Source organism: Actinomycetota bacterium (genome assembly GCA_005888325.1).
Taxonomy (GTDB): Bacteria; Actinomycetota; Acidimicrobiia; order Acidimicrobiales; family AC-14; genus AC-14.
The window spans coordinates 98,436-116,277 of the sequence record VAWU01000062.1; the positions used below are offsets into that span (position 1 = coordinate 98,436).

17 protein-coding genes are annotated in these 17,842 nt (G+C 71.7%); 9 read left to right on the top strand and 8 right to left on the bottom strand.

Features of this window, described 5'->3' with window-relative positions:
* Positions 1-224: 224 nt before the first annotated feature.
* On the top strand, positions 225-440 hold the full coding sequence (locus tag E6G06_18080) for a dodecin domain-containing protein (protein TML87456.1): 216 nt from the start codon (positions 225-227) through the stop codon (positions 438-440).
* Between the two features lie 21 nt (positions 441-461).
* Here E6G06_18080 and E6G06_18085 read toward each other — a convergent pair whose 3' ends face one another.
* The 7 genes from E6G06_18085 to E6G06_18115 all read right to left on the bottom strand — a co-directional run bounded on the left by E6G06_18085 (position 462) and on the right by E6G06_18115 (position 7,980).
* On the bottom strand, positions 462-1,757 hold the full coding sequence (locus E6G06_18085; GenBank protein TML87457.1) for an ABC transporter ATP-binding protein: 1,296 nt from the start codon (positions 1,755-1,757) through the stop codon (positions 462-464).
* Positions 1,758-1,765: 8 nt separating this feature from the next.
* Positions 1,766-2,182, bottom strand: a complete 417-nt coding sequence (locus E6G06_18090) for an ABC transporter ATP-binding protein (protein ID TML87458.1) — start codon at positions 2,180-2,182, stop codon at positions 1,766-1,768.
* Entirely contained in the window at positions 2,179-3,921 is a 1,743-nt protein-coding gene (locus E6G06_18095; GenBank protein TML87459.1) for an ABC transporter ATP-binding protein, read from the bottom strand. Before E6G06_18095 ends, E6G06_18090 begins: the two co-directional genes overlap by 4 nt.
* A gap of 71 nt (positions 3,922-3,992) precedes the next feature.
* Complete coding sequence (locus E6G06_18100) at positions 3,993-5,168, bottom strand: acyl-CoA dehydrogenase (protein TML87460.1); 1,176 nt, start codon at positions 5,166-5,168, stop codon at positions 3,993-3,995.
* An 18-nt stretch (positions 5,169-5,186) separates the two neighbouring features.
* Positions 5,187-6,311: an acyl-CoA dehydrogenase gene (locus E6G06_18105; protein TML87461.1), complete on the bottom strand. Its 1,125-nt coding sequence runs from the start codon at positions 6,309-6,311 to the stop codon at positions 5,187-5,189.
* On the bottom strand, positions 6,311-6,742 hold the full coding sequence (locus E6G06_18110) for an ester cyclase (GenBank protein ID TML87462.1): 432 nt from the start codon (positions 6,740-6,742) through the stop codon (positions 6,311-6,313). Before E6G06_18110 ends, E6G06_18105 begins: the two co-directional genes overlap by 1 nt.
* Before the next feature lie 20 nt (positions 6,743-6,762).
* A complete protein-coding gene (locus E6G06_18115; GenBank protein TML87463.1) occupies positions 6,763-7,980 on the bottom strand; it encodes an aspartate aminotransferase family protein in 1,218 nt (405 codons plus the stop codon).
* 134 nt (positions 7,981-8,114) lie between these two features.
* Here E6G06_18115 and E6G06_18120 point away from each other — a divergent pair, with 134 nt between their 5' ends.
* The 7 genes from E6G06_18120 to E6G06_18150 all read left to right on the top strand — a co-directional run bounded on the left by E6G06_18120 (position 8,115) and on the right by E6G06_18150 (position 16,818).
* Complete coding sequence (locus E6G06_18120) at positions 8,115-8,483, top strand: hypothetical protein (GenBank protein ID TML87565.1); 369 nt, start codon at positions 8,115-8,117, stop codon at positions 8,481-8,483.
* Positions 8,484-8,556: 73 nt separating this feature from the next.
* Positions 8,557-10,635 (top strand): hypothetical protein, encoded by a 2,079-nt coding sequence (locus E6G06_18125; GenBank protein ID TML87464.1) that lies wholly within the window; start codon positions 8,557-8,559, stop codon positions 10,633-10,635.
* Between the two features lies 1 nt (position 10,636).
* Positions 10,637-11,272, top strand: coding sequence for a class I SAM-dependent methyltransferase (locus E6G06_18130; GenBank protein TML87465.1), 636 nt, complete (start codon positions 10,637-10,639; stop codon positions 11,270-11,272).
* Between the two features lie 27 nt (positions 11,273-11,299).
* Positions 11,300-13,744, top strand: coding sequence for a hypothetical protein (locus tag E6G06_18135; GenBank protein ID TML87466.1), 2,445 nt, complete (start codon positions 11,300-11,302; stop codon positions 13,742-13,744).
* An 8-nt stretch (positions 13,745-13,752) separates the two neighbouring features.
* Positions 13,753-15,048 (top strand): adenosylmethionine--8-amino-7-oxononanoate transaminase, encoded by a 1,296-nt coding sequence (bioA, locus tag E6G06_18140; protein ID TML87467.1) that lies wholly within the window; start codon positions 13,753-13,755, stop codon positions 15,046-15,048.
* Positions 15,045-16,163, top strand: coding sequence for an 8-amino-7-oxononanoate synthase (locus E6G06_18145; GenBank protein ID TML87468.1), 1,119 nt, complete (start codon positions 15,045-15,047; stop codon positions 16,161-16,163). The genes bioA and E6G06_18145 overlap by 4 nt, the downstream gene beginning before the upstream one ends.
* Entirely contained in the window at positions 16,150-16,818 is a 669-nt protein-coding gene (locus E6G06_18150) for a dethiobiotin synthase (protein TML87469.1), read from the top strand. The genes E6G06_18145 and E6G06_18150 overlap by 14 nt, the downstream gene beginning before the upstream one ends.
* Before the next feature lie 20 nt (positions 16,819-16,838).
* Here the strand turns inward: E6G06_18150 and E6G06_18155 are convergent, their stop codons facing one another.
* Complete coding sequence (locus E6G06_18155; protein TML87470.1) at positions 16,839-17,051, bottom strand: hypothetical protein; 213 nt, start codon at positions 17,049-17,051, stop codon at positions 16,839-16,841.
* Positions 17,052-17,536: 485 nt separating this feature from the next.
* Here E6G06_18155 and E6G06_18160 point away from each other — a divergent pair, with 485 nt between their 5' ends.
* A complete protein-coding gene (locus tag E6G06_18160; protein ID TML87471.1) occupies positions 17,537-17,833 on the top strand; it encodes a hypothetical protein in 297 nt (98 codons plus the stop codon).
* Positions 17,834-17,842: the final 9 nt, after the last annotated feature.

A 17,842-nucleotide genomic window follows, 5' to 3' on the forward strand; every position in this document is an offset into this window, starting at 1 on the left:
GAACCTCCGTTGTGTAGGGCGTCGTGGGTGCAAACGTATGTTCGTCGAATCGTAGTTGGTCGGGCCGGCATCGACAACGGCGCGTTCGCGTGAGAGCTCCGTCGAGGCAACGCGTGATCGTCGACGCCATCGTCGGCCACCTTCGATACCGACGACGCGCCGGCGCAGCTGTAGAAGACTGGCGGCGTCGGTCGCCGGGACCGTCAGCGGAAGGGAGCCACCCCATGGCCGAGAGCGTCTACAAGATCATCGAGCTCGTTGGCACCAGCACCGAGTCGTGGGAGAAGGCGGCCGCCGCTGCCGTCGCCCTCGCGTCGCAGTCCCTCCGTGAGCTGCGGATCGCCGAGGTCTCCGAGCTCGACCTCCAGATCGAGGGCGGCCAGGTGCGGGCCTACCGCGCCAAGGTGAAGCTGTCGTTCAAGTACGAAGGCGGCGAGTAGCCGGCCTCACCCGAGTAGAGGTCAGCGCCGGCCCGACCACGACGCGTAGAGCCCGGCGTAGGGACCGTCGCGGCCGATGAGCTCGCGGTGGCTGCCCACCTCCACCACGTGCCCGCTCTCGACGACCGCGACGATGTCCGCGCGCGCCGCGGTCGAGAGGCGATGGGCGATCACGACCACGGTGCGGCCCTCCATGAGCCGTTCGAGCGCGAGCTCGATCAGCCGCTCGGTGCCCGGGTCGAGGCTGGAGGTCGCCTCGTCGAGCACCACGACCGCGGGATCGGCGAGCGCGGCGCGCACGAGCGAGATCAGCTGACGCTCGCCGCCCGAGAGGTTGGCGCCCCGCTCGCGCACCTCGGTGCCGAGCCCCTCCGCGAAGCCGGCGAAACGAGGCACGAGATCGAGCGCCTCGATCGCGGCCCAGAGCTCGGCGTCGGTTGCTCCCGGTTGTGCGATCAACAGGTTGTCGCGGATGGTGCCGCCGAACAGGAAGCCCTCTTGGGCCACGACCACGATGCGCCGGCGCAGCGAGGCGAGCGTGGCGTCCCGCAGGTCGACGCCGCCGTAGCGCACCGAACCGGAGGCCGGATCGTAGAAGCGCACCATCAACTTGGCCAGGGTGGACTTGCCCGCCCCGGTGGGCCCGACCAGTGCGAGCCGCTGTCCCGGCTCGACCAGCAGCGACGCGCCCTCCAGCACAAGGGCACCGTCGTCGTAGCGGAACGACACCTGATCGACGGAGAGCGACCCGATGGGCGGAAGATCGACCGCGCCCGATCGCTCGTCGATCCCGACGTCTTCGTCCAAGAGCCCGTAGAGCTTGTGGAGCGCCGCGCCCGCGGCCTGCAGGGTGTTGAAGAGCTGGCTCATCTGCTGCATGGGCTCGAACAGGTTTTGGAGGTACAGGACGAACGCGGCGAGGGTACCGACGGTCACGACGCCGCGGCCGGTGAGCCAGCCGCCGTAGAAGAGCGTCACCGCGATGGCCGTGCCCTGGGTCAGCTCGATCACCGTCGTGTACCTCGCCGTGATGGTCTCGGCCCGCAGGTGCGTGCGGAACTGCTGCTCGTTCGTCTCGCGGAACCGGCGCCGAAACGCGTCGGCCCGGTTGAACGCCTGAACGACGCGGACACCCGCGAGACCCTCCTGGAACGACGTCAACGTGCCGCCGACGCGGTCTCGCAGCGTCAGGTAGGCGGCGTTCGACTCGCGCCGGAACCACCTCGTCGCCATGACGAGCACCGGCACCACGAAGAGCACCCCGAGCGCGAGCTCCCAACTCATGCCGACCATCACGACCACGGCGCCCGCGAACACCAAGATGTTCAGTCCGCGGTCATGCGAGCGACGAGGGCGCCCGTGCGCGTGCGATCGTAGAACTCGAGCGACAACCGCATGAGGTGGGCGAAGACGCGTTGGCGCAGCTCGCGGAGGAAGCCCTCTCCGATCCGGGCGACGGCCGTGATGGTCAGCCGACCGAAGACGTAGACGAGGATGACGGAGACGACGAAGGCGATGGTGGCGCGGTCGAGGGCGCCGACATCGCGCGGTTGCACACCGTGGTCGATCCCGTAGCGCACGATCGCGGGGCCGGCGAGCGTGGCGGCCGCCTGGAGGAGGACGCAGGCTACGGCGAGGAGCAGGCGCAGTCGAACCGGGCGGAGGAACCGCCACGTGCGCCGGACGACGTGTCGCCTCTCTGCCGCGCTCAGGCGCAGATCGGTGACCTGTTGCACCCTCACGGGACGACCTCCGCGTCGGGGGCGGTCCGGTCGTGGCCGGCGGCGTCCGACACGTGGGCCAGCACCTCGCGGTAACGCTCGCTGGTGCGCAACAGCTCGTCGTGGCTGCCCTCGGCCACGACGCGGCCCTCGTCGAGCAGGACCACGCGGTCCGCGAGCGCGATGGTGGCGGGACGGTGGGCGATGATGATCGTCGTCCGCCCCCGCATCACCTCGTCGAGCGCGGCCCTGATCTCGTGCTCCTTGGTGGCGTCGACCGACGAGGTGGCGTCGTCGAGGATGAGCACGCGGGGGTCGGCGAGGATGGCCCGCGCGATCGCCACCCGCTGGCGCTGACCCCCGGAGAGCGAGAAGCCGTGCTCCCCGAGGAGGGTCTCGTAGCCCGCGGGCAGCTCGGTCACGAACTCGTGCCCGCCCGCCAGGCGCGCGGCGCGCTCGATCTCCGCCGCGGACGAACCGTCGTCGGCGAAGGCGATGTTCGCGCGGACGGTGTCGGTGAACAGGAAGGTGTCCTCGAACACGATCGCAACCGCGTCGCGCAGGTCGCCGAGCTTGAGATCGCGCACGTCCGCCCCATCGATCAGGACGCGTCCGGCGTCGACGTCGTAGAACCGCGGCACGAGGCGAGCGACGGTGGACTTACCCGACCCGGTGGGCCCGACGAGCGCCACCGACTCGCCCGGTCGCACGACGAGGTCGAGACCGTGCAGCACGGGCAGGTCGGGTCGGTAGCCGAAGCTGACCCCCTCGAACCGGATCTCGCCTCCGCCGGGCGGCAGCGGCTGCGCGTCCGCGGGCTCCAAGATCTCGGGCTCGGTCGCGAGGATCTCGTACACGCGAGCGGCCGCCGCGGAGGCGCGCGACAGCTGCGCCACCACGAACGACGTCATTCGCAGCGGGAAGCCCAGTTGGAGGATGTAGAAGTTGAAGGCGATGAGTGCGCCGACCGTGATCCGGCCCGCGATCACCTCGCGACCGCCGACAAAGAGCACGGCTACCAGCCCGACGGTCGGCAGGACGTCGAGCAGCGGGTTGAACGCGGCGCGCAGGCGAGCCATCGCCATGGCGCGGCCGTACACGCCGCCGGCAGCCTTCTCCAGCCGTCGGTTCTCGACCGCCTCGGCGCCGAAGCCCTTGACGACGCGGATGCCGGACACGGCTTCCTCGACCACGAGCGACATGTCGGCCAGGCGCTGCTGGAGATCGGTGGCGACCGGGTGGAGCCGCCGCGAGAAGCGGGTCGCCGCCACCGCAAGCAATGGAAGCGCCGCGAGCGACACGAGCGCGAGCTTGGCGTTGAGCACGAGCAGGACGACGGCGACGCCCAGGACCATCACGACGTTGGCGCCGGCCACGGGGATGAACACGAGCAGCATCTGCACCTGTTTGGCATCGATGCTGGCCCGGGCCATGAGCTCGCCGATCTGCGCCCGGTCGTGGTAGCCGAAGTGAAGGCGCTGCAGCTGGTCGAAGAGCCGGCGCCGCAGCTCCGCCTCGGCCCGGAGCGAGATCTTGAACGCGGCGTAGCGCCGGTAGGCCGTGAACCCACCGACGAACACCGTCGCGACGACGACGGCGATCGACCAACGCATGAGCGCGCCGCGGTCGTAAGGGTCGATGCCGCGGTCGACGGCCCGCAGCGCGAGCAGCGGGATCGTGATCTTCGCGACGGTCCAGCCGAGCGCGGCGAGCACTCCGAGGACGATCGCGCGACGGCTCTGCGACGCGACCTCGCGCATCAGCCGCCAGCCACCGCGACGCTGGTGGTGCTCGGCAGAGGCTGGGCGCGAGCGCACTGCCGGCCGCGGGCTCAGCGGGGCACGCGTGGCATGCGCAGGCCCGCCATCCCGATGATCTCGCGCTGTATCTCGTTGACGCCGCCGCCGAACGTCCCGATGGTGGCACCCGCGTACTCGACCTCGAGGTTGCCGGCGAGGACAGCACCGGCCGAGCCCTTCTTGAGCGTGCCGGCCGCGCCGACCACCTCCATGAGCAGCCGGAGCGACTCGATGCGCAGCTCGGTGCCGAACACCTTCATGGCCGACGCGTCGGCCGGGTTGAGCTCGCCCTGCTCCTGACGGGAGGCGACCCGCCAGTTGAACAGCTCTGCGGCCTCGACCCTGGCCCGGACGCGGGCGAGGTTCAGCTTCACCCACTCGTGGTCGATCACCCGTCGGCCGTCGGCGGCGATCGTCTCGCGCGCCCAGCCCGCCACGGCGTCGAGCGCCTTGAAGATCCCGCCCGAGGGCCCGAGCATCACCCGCTCGAAGTTGAGCTGGGTGGTGATCATCTTCCACCCGCCGTGCTCGGGCCCGACCCGCATCGACACCGGAACGCGCACGTTGTCGTAGTAGGTCGTGTTGTTGTGCCCTCCGCCGATCATGCGGAACGGCGCCGAGCTGAAGCCGGGGTCGGACGTGTCGACGATGAGGATCGAGATTCCTTCGTGCTTCGGGGCGTCGGGGGCGGTGCGTGCCGCGAGCCAGACGTAGTCGGCGTCGTGACCGCCCGTGGTGAAGACCTTCTGGCCGTTGACGACGTACTCGTCGCCGTCACGCATGGCGCGGGTGCGCAGCGACGCCAGGTCGGTGCCCGCCTCGGGCTCGGTGTAGCCGATGGCGAAATGCACGTCGCCGCGGAGGATCGCGGGGAGGAACCGCTGCTTCTGCTCGTCGGTGCCGAACTGGGCGAGCGTGGGCCCCACCGTGTTGAGCGTCACTGCGGGGAGGGGCACGCCCGCCCGCCCTGCGGCGTCGACGAAGATCAGTTGTTCGAGGGCACCCCAGCCGCGGCCCCCGTACTCCTCGGGCCAGCCGACTCCGAGCCATCCGTCGCGGCCCAGTTGGCGCACGGTCTCGCGGTAGCCGGGCCCGAACTGCTCGCCGCCGCCCAGCGACGCCCGCCGCTCGGGAGTCATGAGCGCGGCGAAGTAGGAGTCGATCTCCGCTCGCAGCGCCCGCTGCCGGTCGGTGAGGTCGATGAACACGCGCGGGCCTTCCTCGCCTCAGCCGGGCCCGGCGGCGATGGTGTCGCCCAGCCGCAGGAGGTGTGGCGTCGCCCCGCCGAGCGCGTGCTCGAGCAACTTGGCCCAACGGAAGTAGCGGTGGATGGGGTAGTCGGTGGTGGCGCCCATGCCACCGTGGAGGTGCTGGCACGCGTTGGCGACGCGCTGGCCACCGTCGGCGACCCAGAACTTGGCGATGGCGAGCTCGTCGTGCGCGTCGCGCCCCGACGCCAGCCGCCAGATGGCCGACCACGTCGTGACGCGGATCGCCTCGGTGTCGATGTACGCGTCGGCCGCACGCAGCGTGGCGCCCTGGAAGGTGGCGATCGGGCGGCCGAACTGCTTCCGCTCACTGAGGTAGCTCGCCGTGATCCGCAGCGCCCGATCGAACACGCCGACCGCGGTCGCGCAGTAGCACGCCAGCGCGTGCTGTTGGAGCCAGTCGACGGCGTGCGCGCCCTCGGTCGCGTCGCCGAGCACGTCGCGGTCGTGGACACGCGCTCCCGACAGCCGGAGCCGGCCCTGCGGCTCGCCGTTGGTCGCCGTCGCGGCTTCGACGGCTGCGTTCTCGGTGTCGGGCGTGACGATGAAGACCGCCAGCGTGCCCGCTTCCGTGGTGGCCGGGACAAGCATGGCGTCGGCGAGCGGCGCGTAGGGGACCGCGAGCTTCTCGCCGTCGAGGCGCCAGCCCGACCCGTCGCGCCCGGCGACCGTCGTCGGCGACAGCGGGTCGGCGTGGCCCGGCTCGCAGAGCGCAGCGGTGAGCAGCGACGTGCCCGCGATCACCGCCGGGAGAAACCGGTGCCGTTGCTCGTCGCTGCCGAGCGCGGCGACCGGCATCGCGCCCAGGCCGACGGTGGCCAGCAACGGCAGCGGCGCGACGTGGCGGCCCACCTCCTCGAGCAGCACGCACAGCTCCATCAGCCCATAGCCGCTGCCGCCGAGGGCCTCGGGGAGCGGTACGCCCAGGAGGTTCGCGTCGGCGAGCTGCTTCCACACCCGGCGATCGAACGGCTCCGACGCGTCCTCCAGCTCGAGGAGACGCTCGGTCGTGACCTGTTCGCCGAGGATCTTGCGCGCCAGATCGCGCAGGTCGCGCTGCACGTCGTCGAACGTGAAGTCCATCACTCGTAGCCCTTCATGATGTGCTCGACCCACCACTCGGGTGCTGCGCCCATGAGCGTCTGCATGTCCCAGTAGTCCCACCAGCGGCCGATGCGGCCCTCGCGGAACTCGTGGACGGACACGAACGGGAGGTCGACGTGCTCACCGGTGGGCCAGTGCCAGTGCTCGACGTGCTCGGTCACGACGGTGTCGCCTTCGGCCACGACGACCCGGATCTCGTGATCGATGCGCTCGAGCGGCCCGAGACCGAGCCGGAGTCGGGCGGCGATCTTTGCCGGGCCCCGGGCGACGTCGTCTGCCGGTGAGGGCACGTCGGTGTACTCGCCGTCGTCGAGAAAGTGGGCGCCCACCGCGTCGAAATCGCGGGCGTAGAGGTCGCGCCAGAGCTGCGCGACGACACGCTTGTTTTCGCCGGGCGATGTCGCGGCCATGGCGGCGAGCGTAGGTCGGATCACGCGTAGCGGGCGCCGACACCTCGCGACGTGCCGTGGTGATCGACGGCGGCGCGCAGGTCGGCGAGCAGCTCGTCGACGACCGAGGCGTGAGCGGGGGAGAGCATGAGGTGCAGGCCCGGCGGCTGCGTGTTGCGGTTGAGGTTCCAGCCACGGTCGTCCATGACGTCGCCGACGGCGTAGAGGTCGATCTCGTCGGACCGCATGGCGAGGACCGGTCCGATCGGATCGCCCACGACGGTGATCGGCTCGATCGAATCGATGGCGGCGCGCACCTTCGCCACGGTGCCGAGCAGCGAGCGCATGATGTCGACGTACCCGTCGACCCCGAGGTAGGTCATCACCGCCCACGCGGTGGCAATCGGTGCCGCGGGTCGGGCACCGGCGACGACCGGTGACCCGTAGAGGCCGGAGGGCCAGTTGTCGTAGAGGTAGACCTGGTGGCCGAACCAGTCGGCGTCGCGGTGCAGGATCACCGACGCGCCCTTCGGGCAGTAGCCGTACTTGTGCACGTCGGCGGAGATCTCGGTGACACCGGGGACGCGGAAGTCCCAGGGGGGCACCTCGCGACCCAGCCGCTCGAGGAACGGGAGCACGAAGCCGCCGATGCACGCGTCGACGTGGCAACCGGCGCCGTGCTCGGCCGCCAGCCCCGCGAGCTCGACGACCGGGTCCATCACCCCGTAGGGGTAGTTGAACGCCGACGCGACGACCACCGCGGTCGCGGGCGAGAGCCGGGCGCGGGCGGCGTCGACGTCGGCGCGACCGCCCCCGTCGAGCGGCACGCGCACGACCTCCATGCCCAGGTAGTGCGCGGCCTTCGCGTATGCGGGGTGCGCGGTCTCGGCCGCGAGGATCTGCGGACGATCGATGCCCTTGGCCTTGGCTCGCTCGCGGTTCACGAGCATCGACAGGAAGATCGACTCGCTGCCCCCGGAGGTCATCGCTCCGCCGCCAGCCTCGGGCAGATGGAGGAGCGCTCCGGTCATGGAGACGACCTCCTTCTCGAGCGACGCCAGCTCGGCGAACTTGAACGGGTTCAGCGCGTTGCCGAACAGGAAGCGCCGGTTGGCCTCGACGATGACGTGCTCGAGGTCGTCCCGGCCCGTCGGGTAGACGAGGCCGAAGAGCCGCGCCGCGTCGATGTCGGGGTCGCGCGCTCGGCGGCTGTCCAGCTCGGCCAGCACCGCCTCCGTCGCCAGCCCGTGCTCGCGCATCGCCTCACCGTATCGCCGGGCCCTGGGTGGGGCTCTACCGTCGTTGCATGCCCAGCGATGATCGCGGCTCCAATGAGGCGAGCGAGGACCGAAGCGCAGCGGAGGACCGCAGCTCCAATGAGGCAGCCCGAGAGGTGGTCCGCCTCGAGCCGTGGACCGGGCCCTGGGCGGACGACGACCCCGACGCCAACTTCAAAGCCGAGGTCGCGCTGTACGCGCTCGTCGACCCGCTTACGACGATCGAGGTGCTGAGCGCCAACGTCGGTGTCCCCGTCGGGGCCCTCTGCCGGTACGTGCTGGCCCGCTGGGCGAGCGGTGGCAGTGGGGGCCTCCTGGAGCTCGGTCCTTCGATGGTGCAGCGGCTGTGGGATGTCTGTGAGCGGGCGGAGGTCGACGCCACCGACGAGGCCCGGCTCGCCGCGTACGACCAGCTGCGCCAGATGCTCTCGTGGTTGCACATGCCCCTGGTGGACCCCGCAGGCTACGGCGACGACGCTCCCTGATCGGTCGACGCGGCCGGGGAGCTGCCTGCGAACGCGTGCTCGCTGCGCCGGCGCGTCGGTACAGTCCCCGGCGATGCTCACCCCCCGGCGAGCGGCGGTCGCCCTCGCGTTCGTGCTGCTGGCCGGGTTGCTCCTCGTCGGCACGGTCCCGACTCCCGCCGCCGCCGCGTCGCGACCGACGGTCGTCGTGGCGTTCTGGACCGAGGACCCGAGTGCGAACCTGGTCTTCGATCCCGCCGCTTCGGGCGAGCCGCACGACCGGCTGCTGCGTACGCTCGACGCGCAGCGCGGGGTGGCCGGCGGGCTGATGTCGTCGGTCGAGAGCACGTACACGCGCCAGCAGGCCCTGCTCGACATCTCGCAGGGGAGCCGCCAGTCGGGTTCGCTCTACAGCGGCAATACGCCCGCGCTGCACGCCGTTCGCGATGGCGCCGGAGCGACCATCGACGGCTGGGACACCGCGCGACTTCGCGCCAGGGACGTGTCGGTGACCCTGCGGCCGGGGACGCTCGCCGGCGCGGTTCCGGGTGGCGCCGGGTACGTCGGCGTGACCGGGTCTGACGAGGTCGCGATCGCCGCGGCCGACGAGCACGGAAGGGTTGCGGCGTTCTCCACCGGGCCGGCCGCGACCATCGACGCGCGTGTGGCGGGGATGCTCGACGCGCGCCGGCTCGTCGTGGTCGAGTTGCCCGGCGGTGATGCCGGTCGGGCGGCGCTCCTGGGGCTCTTGGCCGGGCGCGGCCCCGACGAGCTCGTGGTGGTGGCGCACCTGCCGCCGACGCCGCCCGAGCAAGGCTTCGGCCGGGCGCCCACGCGCTTCTACCGCCTCCCCGCCTTCGCCGTTGCCGGCGCGGAGTCGAAGGCGAGTGCGAAGCACGGCGCTGCCGGCGACGACCGCACCGTCCGCTCTGGCTCCACCCGCCGCCCCGGGCTCGTGTCGGCCATCGACATCCTGCCCACGGTGCTCGATCACCTCCACGTCACGGTTCCCGACGCCGTTCGGGGCGAGACCGTGCGCGTGGCGTCAGGCGTGTCTGCGCATCGCCTGGAGGCGCTCCGTCTCCGGTGGAACGACGTGCGGGCAGGACGCCAGTCGTCGTCGCTGACCGGCGTCCTCGGGATCTCGGTGCTCGTGATGTTGTTGCTCGGCACCGTCCGGGGGATGCGCGCCGCGCTGCGTCCCGGCCTTCGGATCAGCGCGCTGGCGGTCATGTGGTGGCCGACGATGGTGCTGTTGGTCGCCGCACTCGAGCCGAGTGAGAAAGGCGCCGAGACCGCGTTGATCGCGACCGCGTCCGTCGCGCTCAGCGCGTTGACCGACGTTCGGTTGCGCTGGCCGCGCGGACCGGTCGTGCCGGCGGCGGTCGGGCTCGTCGCATATACGCTCGACCTCGCGACGGGAGGCAACCTGCTGACGCGGTCGGCCCTCGGGCCGAGCCTCATCTCGGGCTCGCGGTTCTACGGCATCTCGAACGAGCTCGAACCGCTGCTTCCGATCCTGGTGCTGCTCGGCCTGGCGGCACTGGTCGGTTGGCGCGACCGGTCGCGGCGGCTCTGCCTCGTCTACGTCGTGAGCGGTATCGCGCTCGGCCTCGTCGTGGGTTGGGGACGGCTCGGTGCCGACGTCGGTGGCGTGCTCACGGTCGGAGGCGGGTTCACGGTGGCCACGTTGGTGATGCTCCCCATGGGCATCACCCGCCGGGCGCTCGTCGTCGCCGCCCTCGTGCCCTTCCTGGCCATCGCCGCCCTGATCGCGATCGACCTCGGCCTCTCGGGCGGCAGCCACCTGAGCCGCAACCTCACGCGCTCGCAGGGCTTCACCGACCTCTGGGAGCTCGTGAGCCGGCGCTACCAGCTCGCGTTCGGGGTGCTGGTCCAGGGTCGCACCATCCCCACGTTCGTGGGCGCCGCGCTCGGCATCGCGTTCGCGCTGCGCAACCGGGCCCGGTTGTATGCACCCCTCCGAGGCCGGGCGTGGCCGGCGGCCCTCCTGGGGGGTCTCGCCTGCGGGGTGGTGGGCGCAGTCAGCAACGACTCCGGGCCGGTGCTGTTGACCAACGCGGTCATCGCGTTGGCCGCCGTCACCGCGTACGTCCAGGGCTGTCCCGACCTCGAGCCCGATACCGGTGCCCCGGTGGGCCACCCCGCGTAGCATGCGCGGCGTGAGGCGGAGACGGTTCGGTGTCGAGGACCTGACGCGTGAGTACCTCGACCGCGAAGTCGACTCGCGGATGGTGGAGGTCATCGGGGAGCACTTGGGCGGTGAGGCGTCCGTGCTCGACGTGGCGTGCGGCTCGGGGCTGTACGGCCCGCACCTGAAGGCCGAGGTGCCGGTCGTCTACGGCATCGACCACGACGCCGTGCTGTGTGAGAACGCGACGACCACAGGTGCGTACGATCGCGTGGTCTGCGACCGGGTCGAGCGAAGCGCTCAGCACTTCAGCGACGTCGACGCCGTGTTCTGCAGCGAGTTCCTCGAGCACCTTCCCACGGAGCAGGTGCGCTCGACGGTCGACGCGCTCGAGGAGCTCACCCGTCACCGGTTGGTGATCACGGTGCCCAACCCGCTGTCGCCCCACTTCAAGCACGACCCCACCCACATCGGGCGTTACAACGTCTACTCGATGCTGCGGACGCTGAACGCGAGCAGCAGGTTCGCCTACCGCCTGCTGCCGTTGGGCTTCTCCGACCTCTATCGCGACAAGATCTGGGCGCGCGCCCTCGACCCGATCTCGAGCCGAGTCGCGCTGCTCTCGCCGACGGTGCTCTACGTGGGCGATCGACGGTAGCGGTGCACGACTCCTGATCCCGTCGTGATGACGGGTCGCCTGTCACGCCAGCGCCTCGTCACGCTCGTCGTGGTCTGCGGCGCCGTCCTCTTCGCCTTCTGGCAGCTGCACCCGGGCTGGCTGCTGTCGCGCGCGACGCCAACCGGCAGCGACGTCGGTGGCAACGTGTGGACGCCCGGCTTCATGCGCGACCACCTGTTCCCGCACGGGCGCATCACCGGGTGGGCACCCGACTGGCATGCGGGCTTCCCGGTCATGGTCTTCTACTTCCCGTTGCCGACCGTCGCGATCGCGTTGCTCGGCGCGGTGTTGCCGAGCGAGGTGGCCTTCAAGCTCGTGACCGCGACCGGGCTGCTCGGTCTCCCGGTGGCCGCGTGGGCGTTCGGTCGGCTCGCGGGCTTTCGCTTCCCTGCGCCCGCGCTGATGAGCGCGGCCAGCGTGATGTTCCTGTTCGACCACTTCCAGCCCCAGCCGCGGGGCGGCGACGTCATCTCGACCGTGCGCAGCGAGTTCGCGTACTCCATCGGACTGGCGGTGGCGCTCGTCTTCCTGGGTCTGATCGCACGGGGCCTGGCCGGCCCCAGAGGCCACGAGCAGAGCCTGGCCGGCCCCAGAGGCCACGAGCAGAGCCTGGCCGGGCCGCCTCGGCATCGTGCCGTGGGAGCCGCGCTGCTCGCCGTCGTCGGGTTGTGCCATCTGTACGACATGACGTTCGCGTTGGTAGGCGCGGCCGTGCTGTTCGCGGTCCGTCCCGATCGACGTCGGCTGATCCAGCTGACGGCGATCGTCGGTGTCGGCCTCTTGTTGATCGGGTTCTGGCTCCTGCCGTTCGCGGCGCGCCTGGGCCTCACGACCGGGGGCCTGTATCCGCCACCCTCACATCAGCTCCAGAACATCTTTCCGTTCCTCGACACCTGCAGCGAGCGCAGCGCATGCCGGCCCGGCCAGTTCCTGACCGCGCAGGTGTGGCACCTCCTTCCGGTGTTCATGCTGGCGCTCGCCGCGGTGGGCCTCAGCATCGTGCGCCGCCTGCGCGCTGGTGTCGGGCTCGCGGTGTTGGCCGTCCTCATGGCGGCCGCGTATCCCATACAGCCGATCCACCGCCTCCAGAGCGACCGGTTCCTGCCGTTCTGGTTCCTCTGCATCTACCTCCTCGCCGCGCTGGGGCTCTCGGAGCTGGTGCACGAGGCGCAGGCGCTGCGGTCCCGGCGCTCGCGGAGGTACGCGCAGTCGCCGGGGCGCGGCGACGGCACGTTGGTCGCACCTCTCGTCGCGATGGTGTCGGTCGTGGTGCTCGTCGGCTTGCCGTTCCGGTCGCTTCCCGCGCCGCTCCACGTGACCGACCTCGACCAGGTCCGCGTCTCCCTCCGTTACGCGTACGCGGGATACGAGGGACGCCCGGCTCACCGTGAGTACGAACAGCTCGTGCGGACCGTCGACCGGCTGGGGCGGGCCCGAGGTTGCGGACGCGCCTTCGCCGAGGCCGACCCGTCGAGCCTCTTCCGTTACGGCTCGGTCTACGCGCTCACGCTGTTCCCGTACTGGACCCACGGATGCATCACCTCGTTCAACGAGGCCTACTACCACGAGTCGTCCGCCTCGAGCTTGTACGAGCGGCTGATGACGTCGGAGCTCACGAAGGACCCCATCCGCGTCGTGCGCGACCTGCCGTACCGCTCCCTCGACCTCGGTGCCGGCGTGGAGCACCTGCAGCTGTGGGGGGTGCGCTACTACCTCGCGGTGACACCGGAGGCGAAGCGGCAGGCCGACGCCCGGCCGGAGCTGACGCGGCGCGCTCGCGCCGGACCGTGGACGGTGTACGAGGTCGCCGACGCCCCGCTCGTCGCGCCGCTCTCGCATCTGCCGGCGGTCGTGAGGGGCATCGGAGGACCGGGGCGGTCGTGGAACGCCATCGGCGTCGCGTTCCATCAGCGCCCCCGGTCGGGGTGGGACGTGCCGCTGGCCGCGGCGGGGCCCGCCACCTGGCCGCGTACCCTCGCCCGGCCGCGCCCGGGCGAGCCCCTCGCCGACGGGCGCATCGCCTTCGGGACGACGGTGGAGGTCGATGCCCCTCGTCGGCCCGTCACGCCCGCGCGGGTCAGCAGGGTGGTGACCGGTGACGACCGGGTGTCGTTCGATGTCGACCGCGTCGGCTCTCCGGTGCTCGTGAAGGTGTCGTACTTCCCCAACTGGAAGGCTACGGGCGCGGACGGCCCGTGGCGGGTCACGCCCAACTTCATGGTGGTCGTCCCCACCGCTCGGCACGTGTCGCTGCACTACGGGCGGACGGCCGTCGACGACGCCGGGCTGGGCCTGAGCCTCATCGGGGTGATCGCCCTGGGCGGGCTCGCCTGGCTCGACCACCGGATGGGGGCCGGGCCCGAGCCCGAGCCGGTGCCGGCGTCACGCCCGCCTCGAGAGCAAGCGCCCCCGGCCGTGCGCCGGCGTGCCCGCTCCAAGAGGCGGCGGTAGCGTGCGGCATGGTGGACATGGCCAAGGAGTGGGTCGAGCGCGACGCCGCCCTCGTGTGGCACGGCTTCACCCAGATGTCGTCGTTCTCCGACAACGCCCCGATCATGGTGGAGCGGGCGGAGGGCCGGTACCTGATCGACGTCGACGGCAATCGCTATCTCGACGCCATCTCGTCGCTGTGGGTCAACACTCTCGGTCATCGCGTGCCCGAGCTCGATGCCGCCCTTCGTGACCAGCTCGACAAGGTGGCGCACTCCACCATGCTCGGGAACGGCAATCGGATCGTCGTCGAGCTGGCCGAGGCGTTGGCCGACGTCGTGCCCGTCGACGCGCCGCACTTCCTGTTCGCGTCGGATGGGGCCTCAGCCGTCGAGCAGGCGCTGAAGATCGCCTTCCAGTTCTGGACGAACCAGGGAGAGCAGGGACGCACGAAGTACCTCGCGTTCGCCGACGCCTACCACGGCGACACGGTCGGCGCGATCTCGCTGGGCGCAGGCGGCTTCGGCACCGACACGTTCGACGCGCTGCGCTTCCCGGTCGTTCGGGCCCCCGGGTACGACGACCCCGATTGCTTCGAGACCGCGGCCGCGCTCGTCGAGAGCCACGCGCACGAGCTGGCCGCCGCGGTCGTCGAACCGCTCGTGCAGGGCGCGGGCGGCATGCGCATGGCCGACCCCTCCGGCTTCGCCCGGCTCGCGGCCGCGTGCCGCGAGCACGACGTGCTGCTGATCGCCGACGAGGTGGCGACCGGGTTCGGCCGCACCGGAACGCTCTTCGCATGCGAACAGTGCGGGTTGCGCCCCGACCTCTTGTGCCTCGGCAAGGGCCTCACCGCGGGCTACCTGCCGATGTCGGCGACCGTCGCCACGCGGCGCGTGTTCGACGCGTTCCTCGGGCCGGACCTGAGCGAGCGCACCTTCTACCACGGGCACTCCTACAGCGGGAACGCGCTCGCGGCTGCGGTGGCGCTGCGCCACCTCCAGCTGCTCGACGAGTGGGACCTGCTCGCGAACGTGCGGGCGCGCTCGAGCCAGCTGCAGGCCCTGCTCGACGAGCGGGTGTACGAGCTGGACGCGGTCGAGGAGATCCGGCTGTGGGGTCTCATGGGCGGGATCGAGCTGAAGCCACCCGCCCCGAGCCTGCGTGCCGGCCGGCGGGTGTGCGCGGTCGCCGTGGGGCGCGGTGTGCTCCTGCGCCCGCTGGGCGACGTGGTCGTGCTCATGCCCCCGCTCACGGTCACACCCGACGAGATCGTGCAGATCGTCGACGCGCTCGTCGCGGGCATCACCGACGTGATGGCGTGAGCTGGGGCCGGTGGGCCGCGGCCGAGTGCGACGCGACCCGAGCCGCCGGTCGCTGGCGTGAGGTGCGCGAGCTCGACGCCGCCGGGCCCCGGGGCGTGCTGACGGCCGACGGTCGGGAGGTCGTCTCGTTCGCGTCCAACGACTACCTCGGGTTGACCCAGCACCCGGCAGTGGTCGCGGCCTCTCACGCCGCCGTCGACCGGTGGGGCGCGGGCTCCGGCGCGGCGCGTCTCATCGTCGGCTCCCGGCCCGTGCACCACGAGCTCGAGGCCGCCCTGGCCGACTGGAAGCGGACGGATCGGGCCGTCGTCTTTCCGTCCGGCTTCGCCGCCAACCTGGGTGTGCTCGCGACCTTTGCTACCCCCGGGGTCACCGTGGTGAGCGACGAGCTCAACCACGCGTCGATCATCGACGGCTGCCGCCTCGGTCGGGCGCGCGTTGCCGTCTTCCGCCACGCCGACCTCGACCACGCGGCCAAGCTGGTCGCCGACGCTGACCGCGCCATCGTCGTGACCGACACGGTGTTCTCGATGGACGGCGACGTCGCCCCGGTCGACGAGCTCGCCGATCTGTGCGCGCGTCACGGCGCCCTGCTGATCATCGACGAGGCGCACGCAGTGCTGGGTCCCGATCCCTCGCTCGACGGCATCGAGGCGCTGCGGGTGGGCACGCTGTCCAAGACGCTCGGCTCGCTCGGCGGCTTCGTCGCCGCGCCGGCACCGTTCGTCGACCTGCTCGTCAACCGGGCACGGTCGTTCATCTTCACGACCGCGTTGAGCCCGGCGGCCGCGGCCGCAGCTCTGGCGGCCCTCGGCGTGGTTCGGTCGACCGAAGGCGACGCCCTACGCACTCGCCTGCGCGAGCACGTCGGCCGAGTGCGCGCCGGGCACCCGTCGCCGATCGTGCCGGTGGTGCTGGGCGACGAGGCGCGCGCCATGGCCGCGTCCGCTGCGCTGTTGGAGCGGGGCCTGCTCGTCCCCGCCATCCGGCCGCCCACGGTCGCCCCCGGCACGTCCCGCCTGCGCGTCGCGCTCTCCGCCGCGCACACGGAGACGGAGGTCTCCCGCCTGGTCGAGGGACTGGCCGCGCTCGACTCGAGCGATGTCGCGACCTGACCGGATGGTGGTCGTGGCGGGCACCGCCACCGAGGTGGGCAAGACGTTCGTGGCCGCCGCGCTTCTCGTCCGGCTGGCCGCGGCCGGGTCGCGCGTCGCGGCGCGCAAGCCCGCGCAGTCGTACGCGCCGGGCGACCTGCGCACCGACGCCGACGTCCTCGCGGCGGCGACCGACGACGACCCCACCGCCGTCTGCCCCCGTCACCGGTGGTACGAGACGCCGATGGCGCCTCCGATGGCGGCCGAGGCGCTGGGCCGGCCGTCGTTCACGGTCGCCGACCTGGTGACCGAGCTGGACTGGCCCGACGCCGTCGACGTCGGCGTCGTCGAGACCGCGGGTGGGGTGCGATCGCCGATCGCGGGTGACGGTGACTGCGCGTCGCTCGCATCGGCGCTCGGGCCCGACCTCGTCGTGCTAGTCGCGGATGCCGGCCTGGGCACGATCAACGCCGTGCGCCTGTCGGCCGGCGCGGTGGCCCCCCTGCCCCTCGTGGTTCTGCTGAACCGCTTCGACCCGACCGAGGAGCTACACGAGCGGAATCGCCGATGGCTGGCCGGCCGCGACGGCTACGACGTGGTCACGACGGTGGCCGCGCTGGGAGAGCGGGTGCGCTCGAAGACCACGCGGGTCGGTCAGCAGGGCCCGCCCGCGTAGCACTTCGAGCCCCTCGTCTCCTAGGGCTGGGGCGGCAGCGGGGTCGTCGTCGTGGTCGTCGTCGTGCTCGTCGGTGTCGATGAGGGCGGCGTCGGCCCGGGCCCACCGCCGGCCGGCGGGTTGTTGAACGTCTGGCCGAGGACGCTGGAGGGGCGGTCCGGGGAGCGCCCCAGCGCGTAGACGGTGCCGAAGACGATCAGTGCGACCATGGCCAGCAGGAGGGCGTACTCCACGACCGAGGCGCCTCTGGCGTCACGGCGGTGCCTCGTCATCATTGGGACGGCTCCTGCTGGTTGCCTCCACCCGGCCGTCCCATTCTTCCCGAATTCGTGCTCGCGTGTGGATTTCACGCACGGTCCGAGCCGGAGAAACCCGGACAATGGCCACAGAATGGACGGCCCTCGCGCGGAGGCGTCGCGCAACTTCGCACTACACGTTCGGCCCGTCGGTGCCGATGCATGGGCGGAGGGTTCGCCGACGAAGGGGGCGACGTAGATGAGCACGGTTGCTGGTGGGACGACGACGGCGTATGTCGTGCGTGGCGCAGACGGCCGCGTCGTGGTCGCGTTCTGGGGCGAGTCCGCCCCGGAAGAGGCCGATCGCTGGTTGGAGCGCGACTACCGGGTGGATCGCGTCCAGTTGCCGATGGGGTGAGGTCCTGGACCCGTCCCGCGTCTCGGGGTTCCGTTCCGTCGCCCGACCGGCCGACACGAGAGCCATGAGCCCGGCGTCGCTCACGCCCGCAGAGGTGGCGGCCATGCGCAAGAAGGCGGCGGCGGACGTGCTCGCGGCGGCGGCCGCGCACTCGCTGCTCACCGATCAGCTCCACGACCTCGACGCGCTGCGACGGGAGCGCGCGTTGACGGACGAGGAGAGCGCGCGCCAGTCCGAGCTGCGACTGCGTCTCGACGAAGCGCGCCGACGCCATGACGGCGCCCATCGGCGACTTCGCGCCATCTCCGCGTTCCGCCCGCGCGCCGCGCTGACCCACCTGGGGCGGCCGCGCGGCCGTTGACACAGGCAG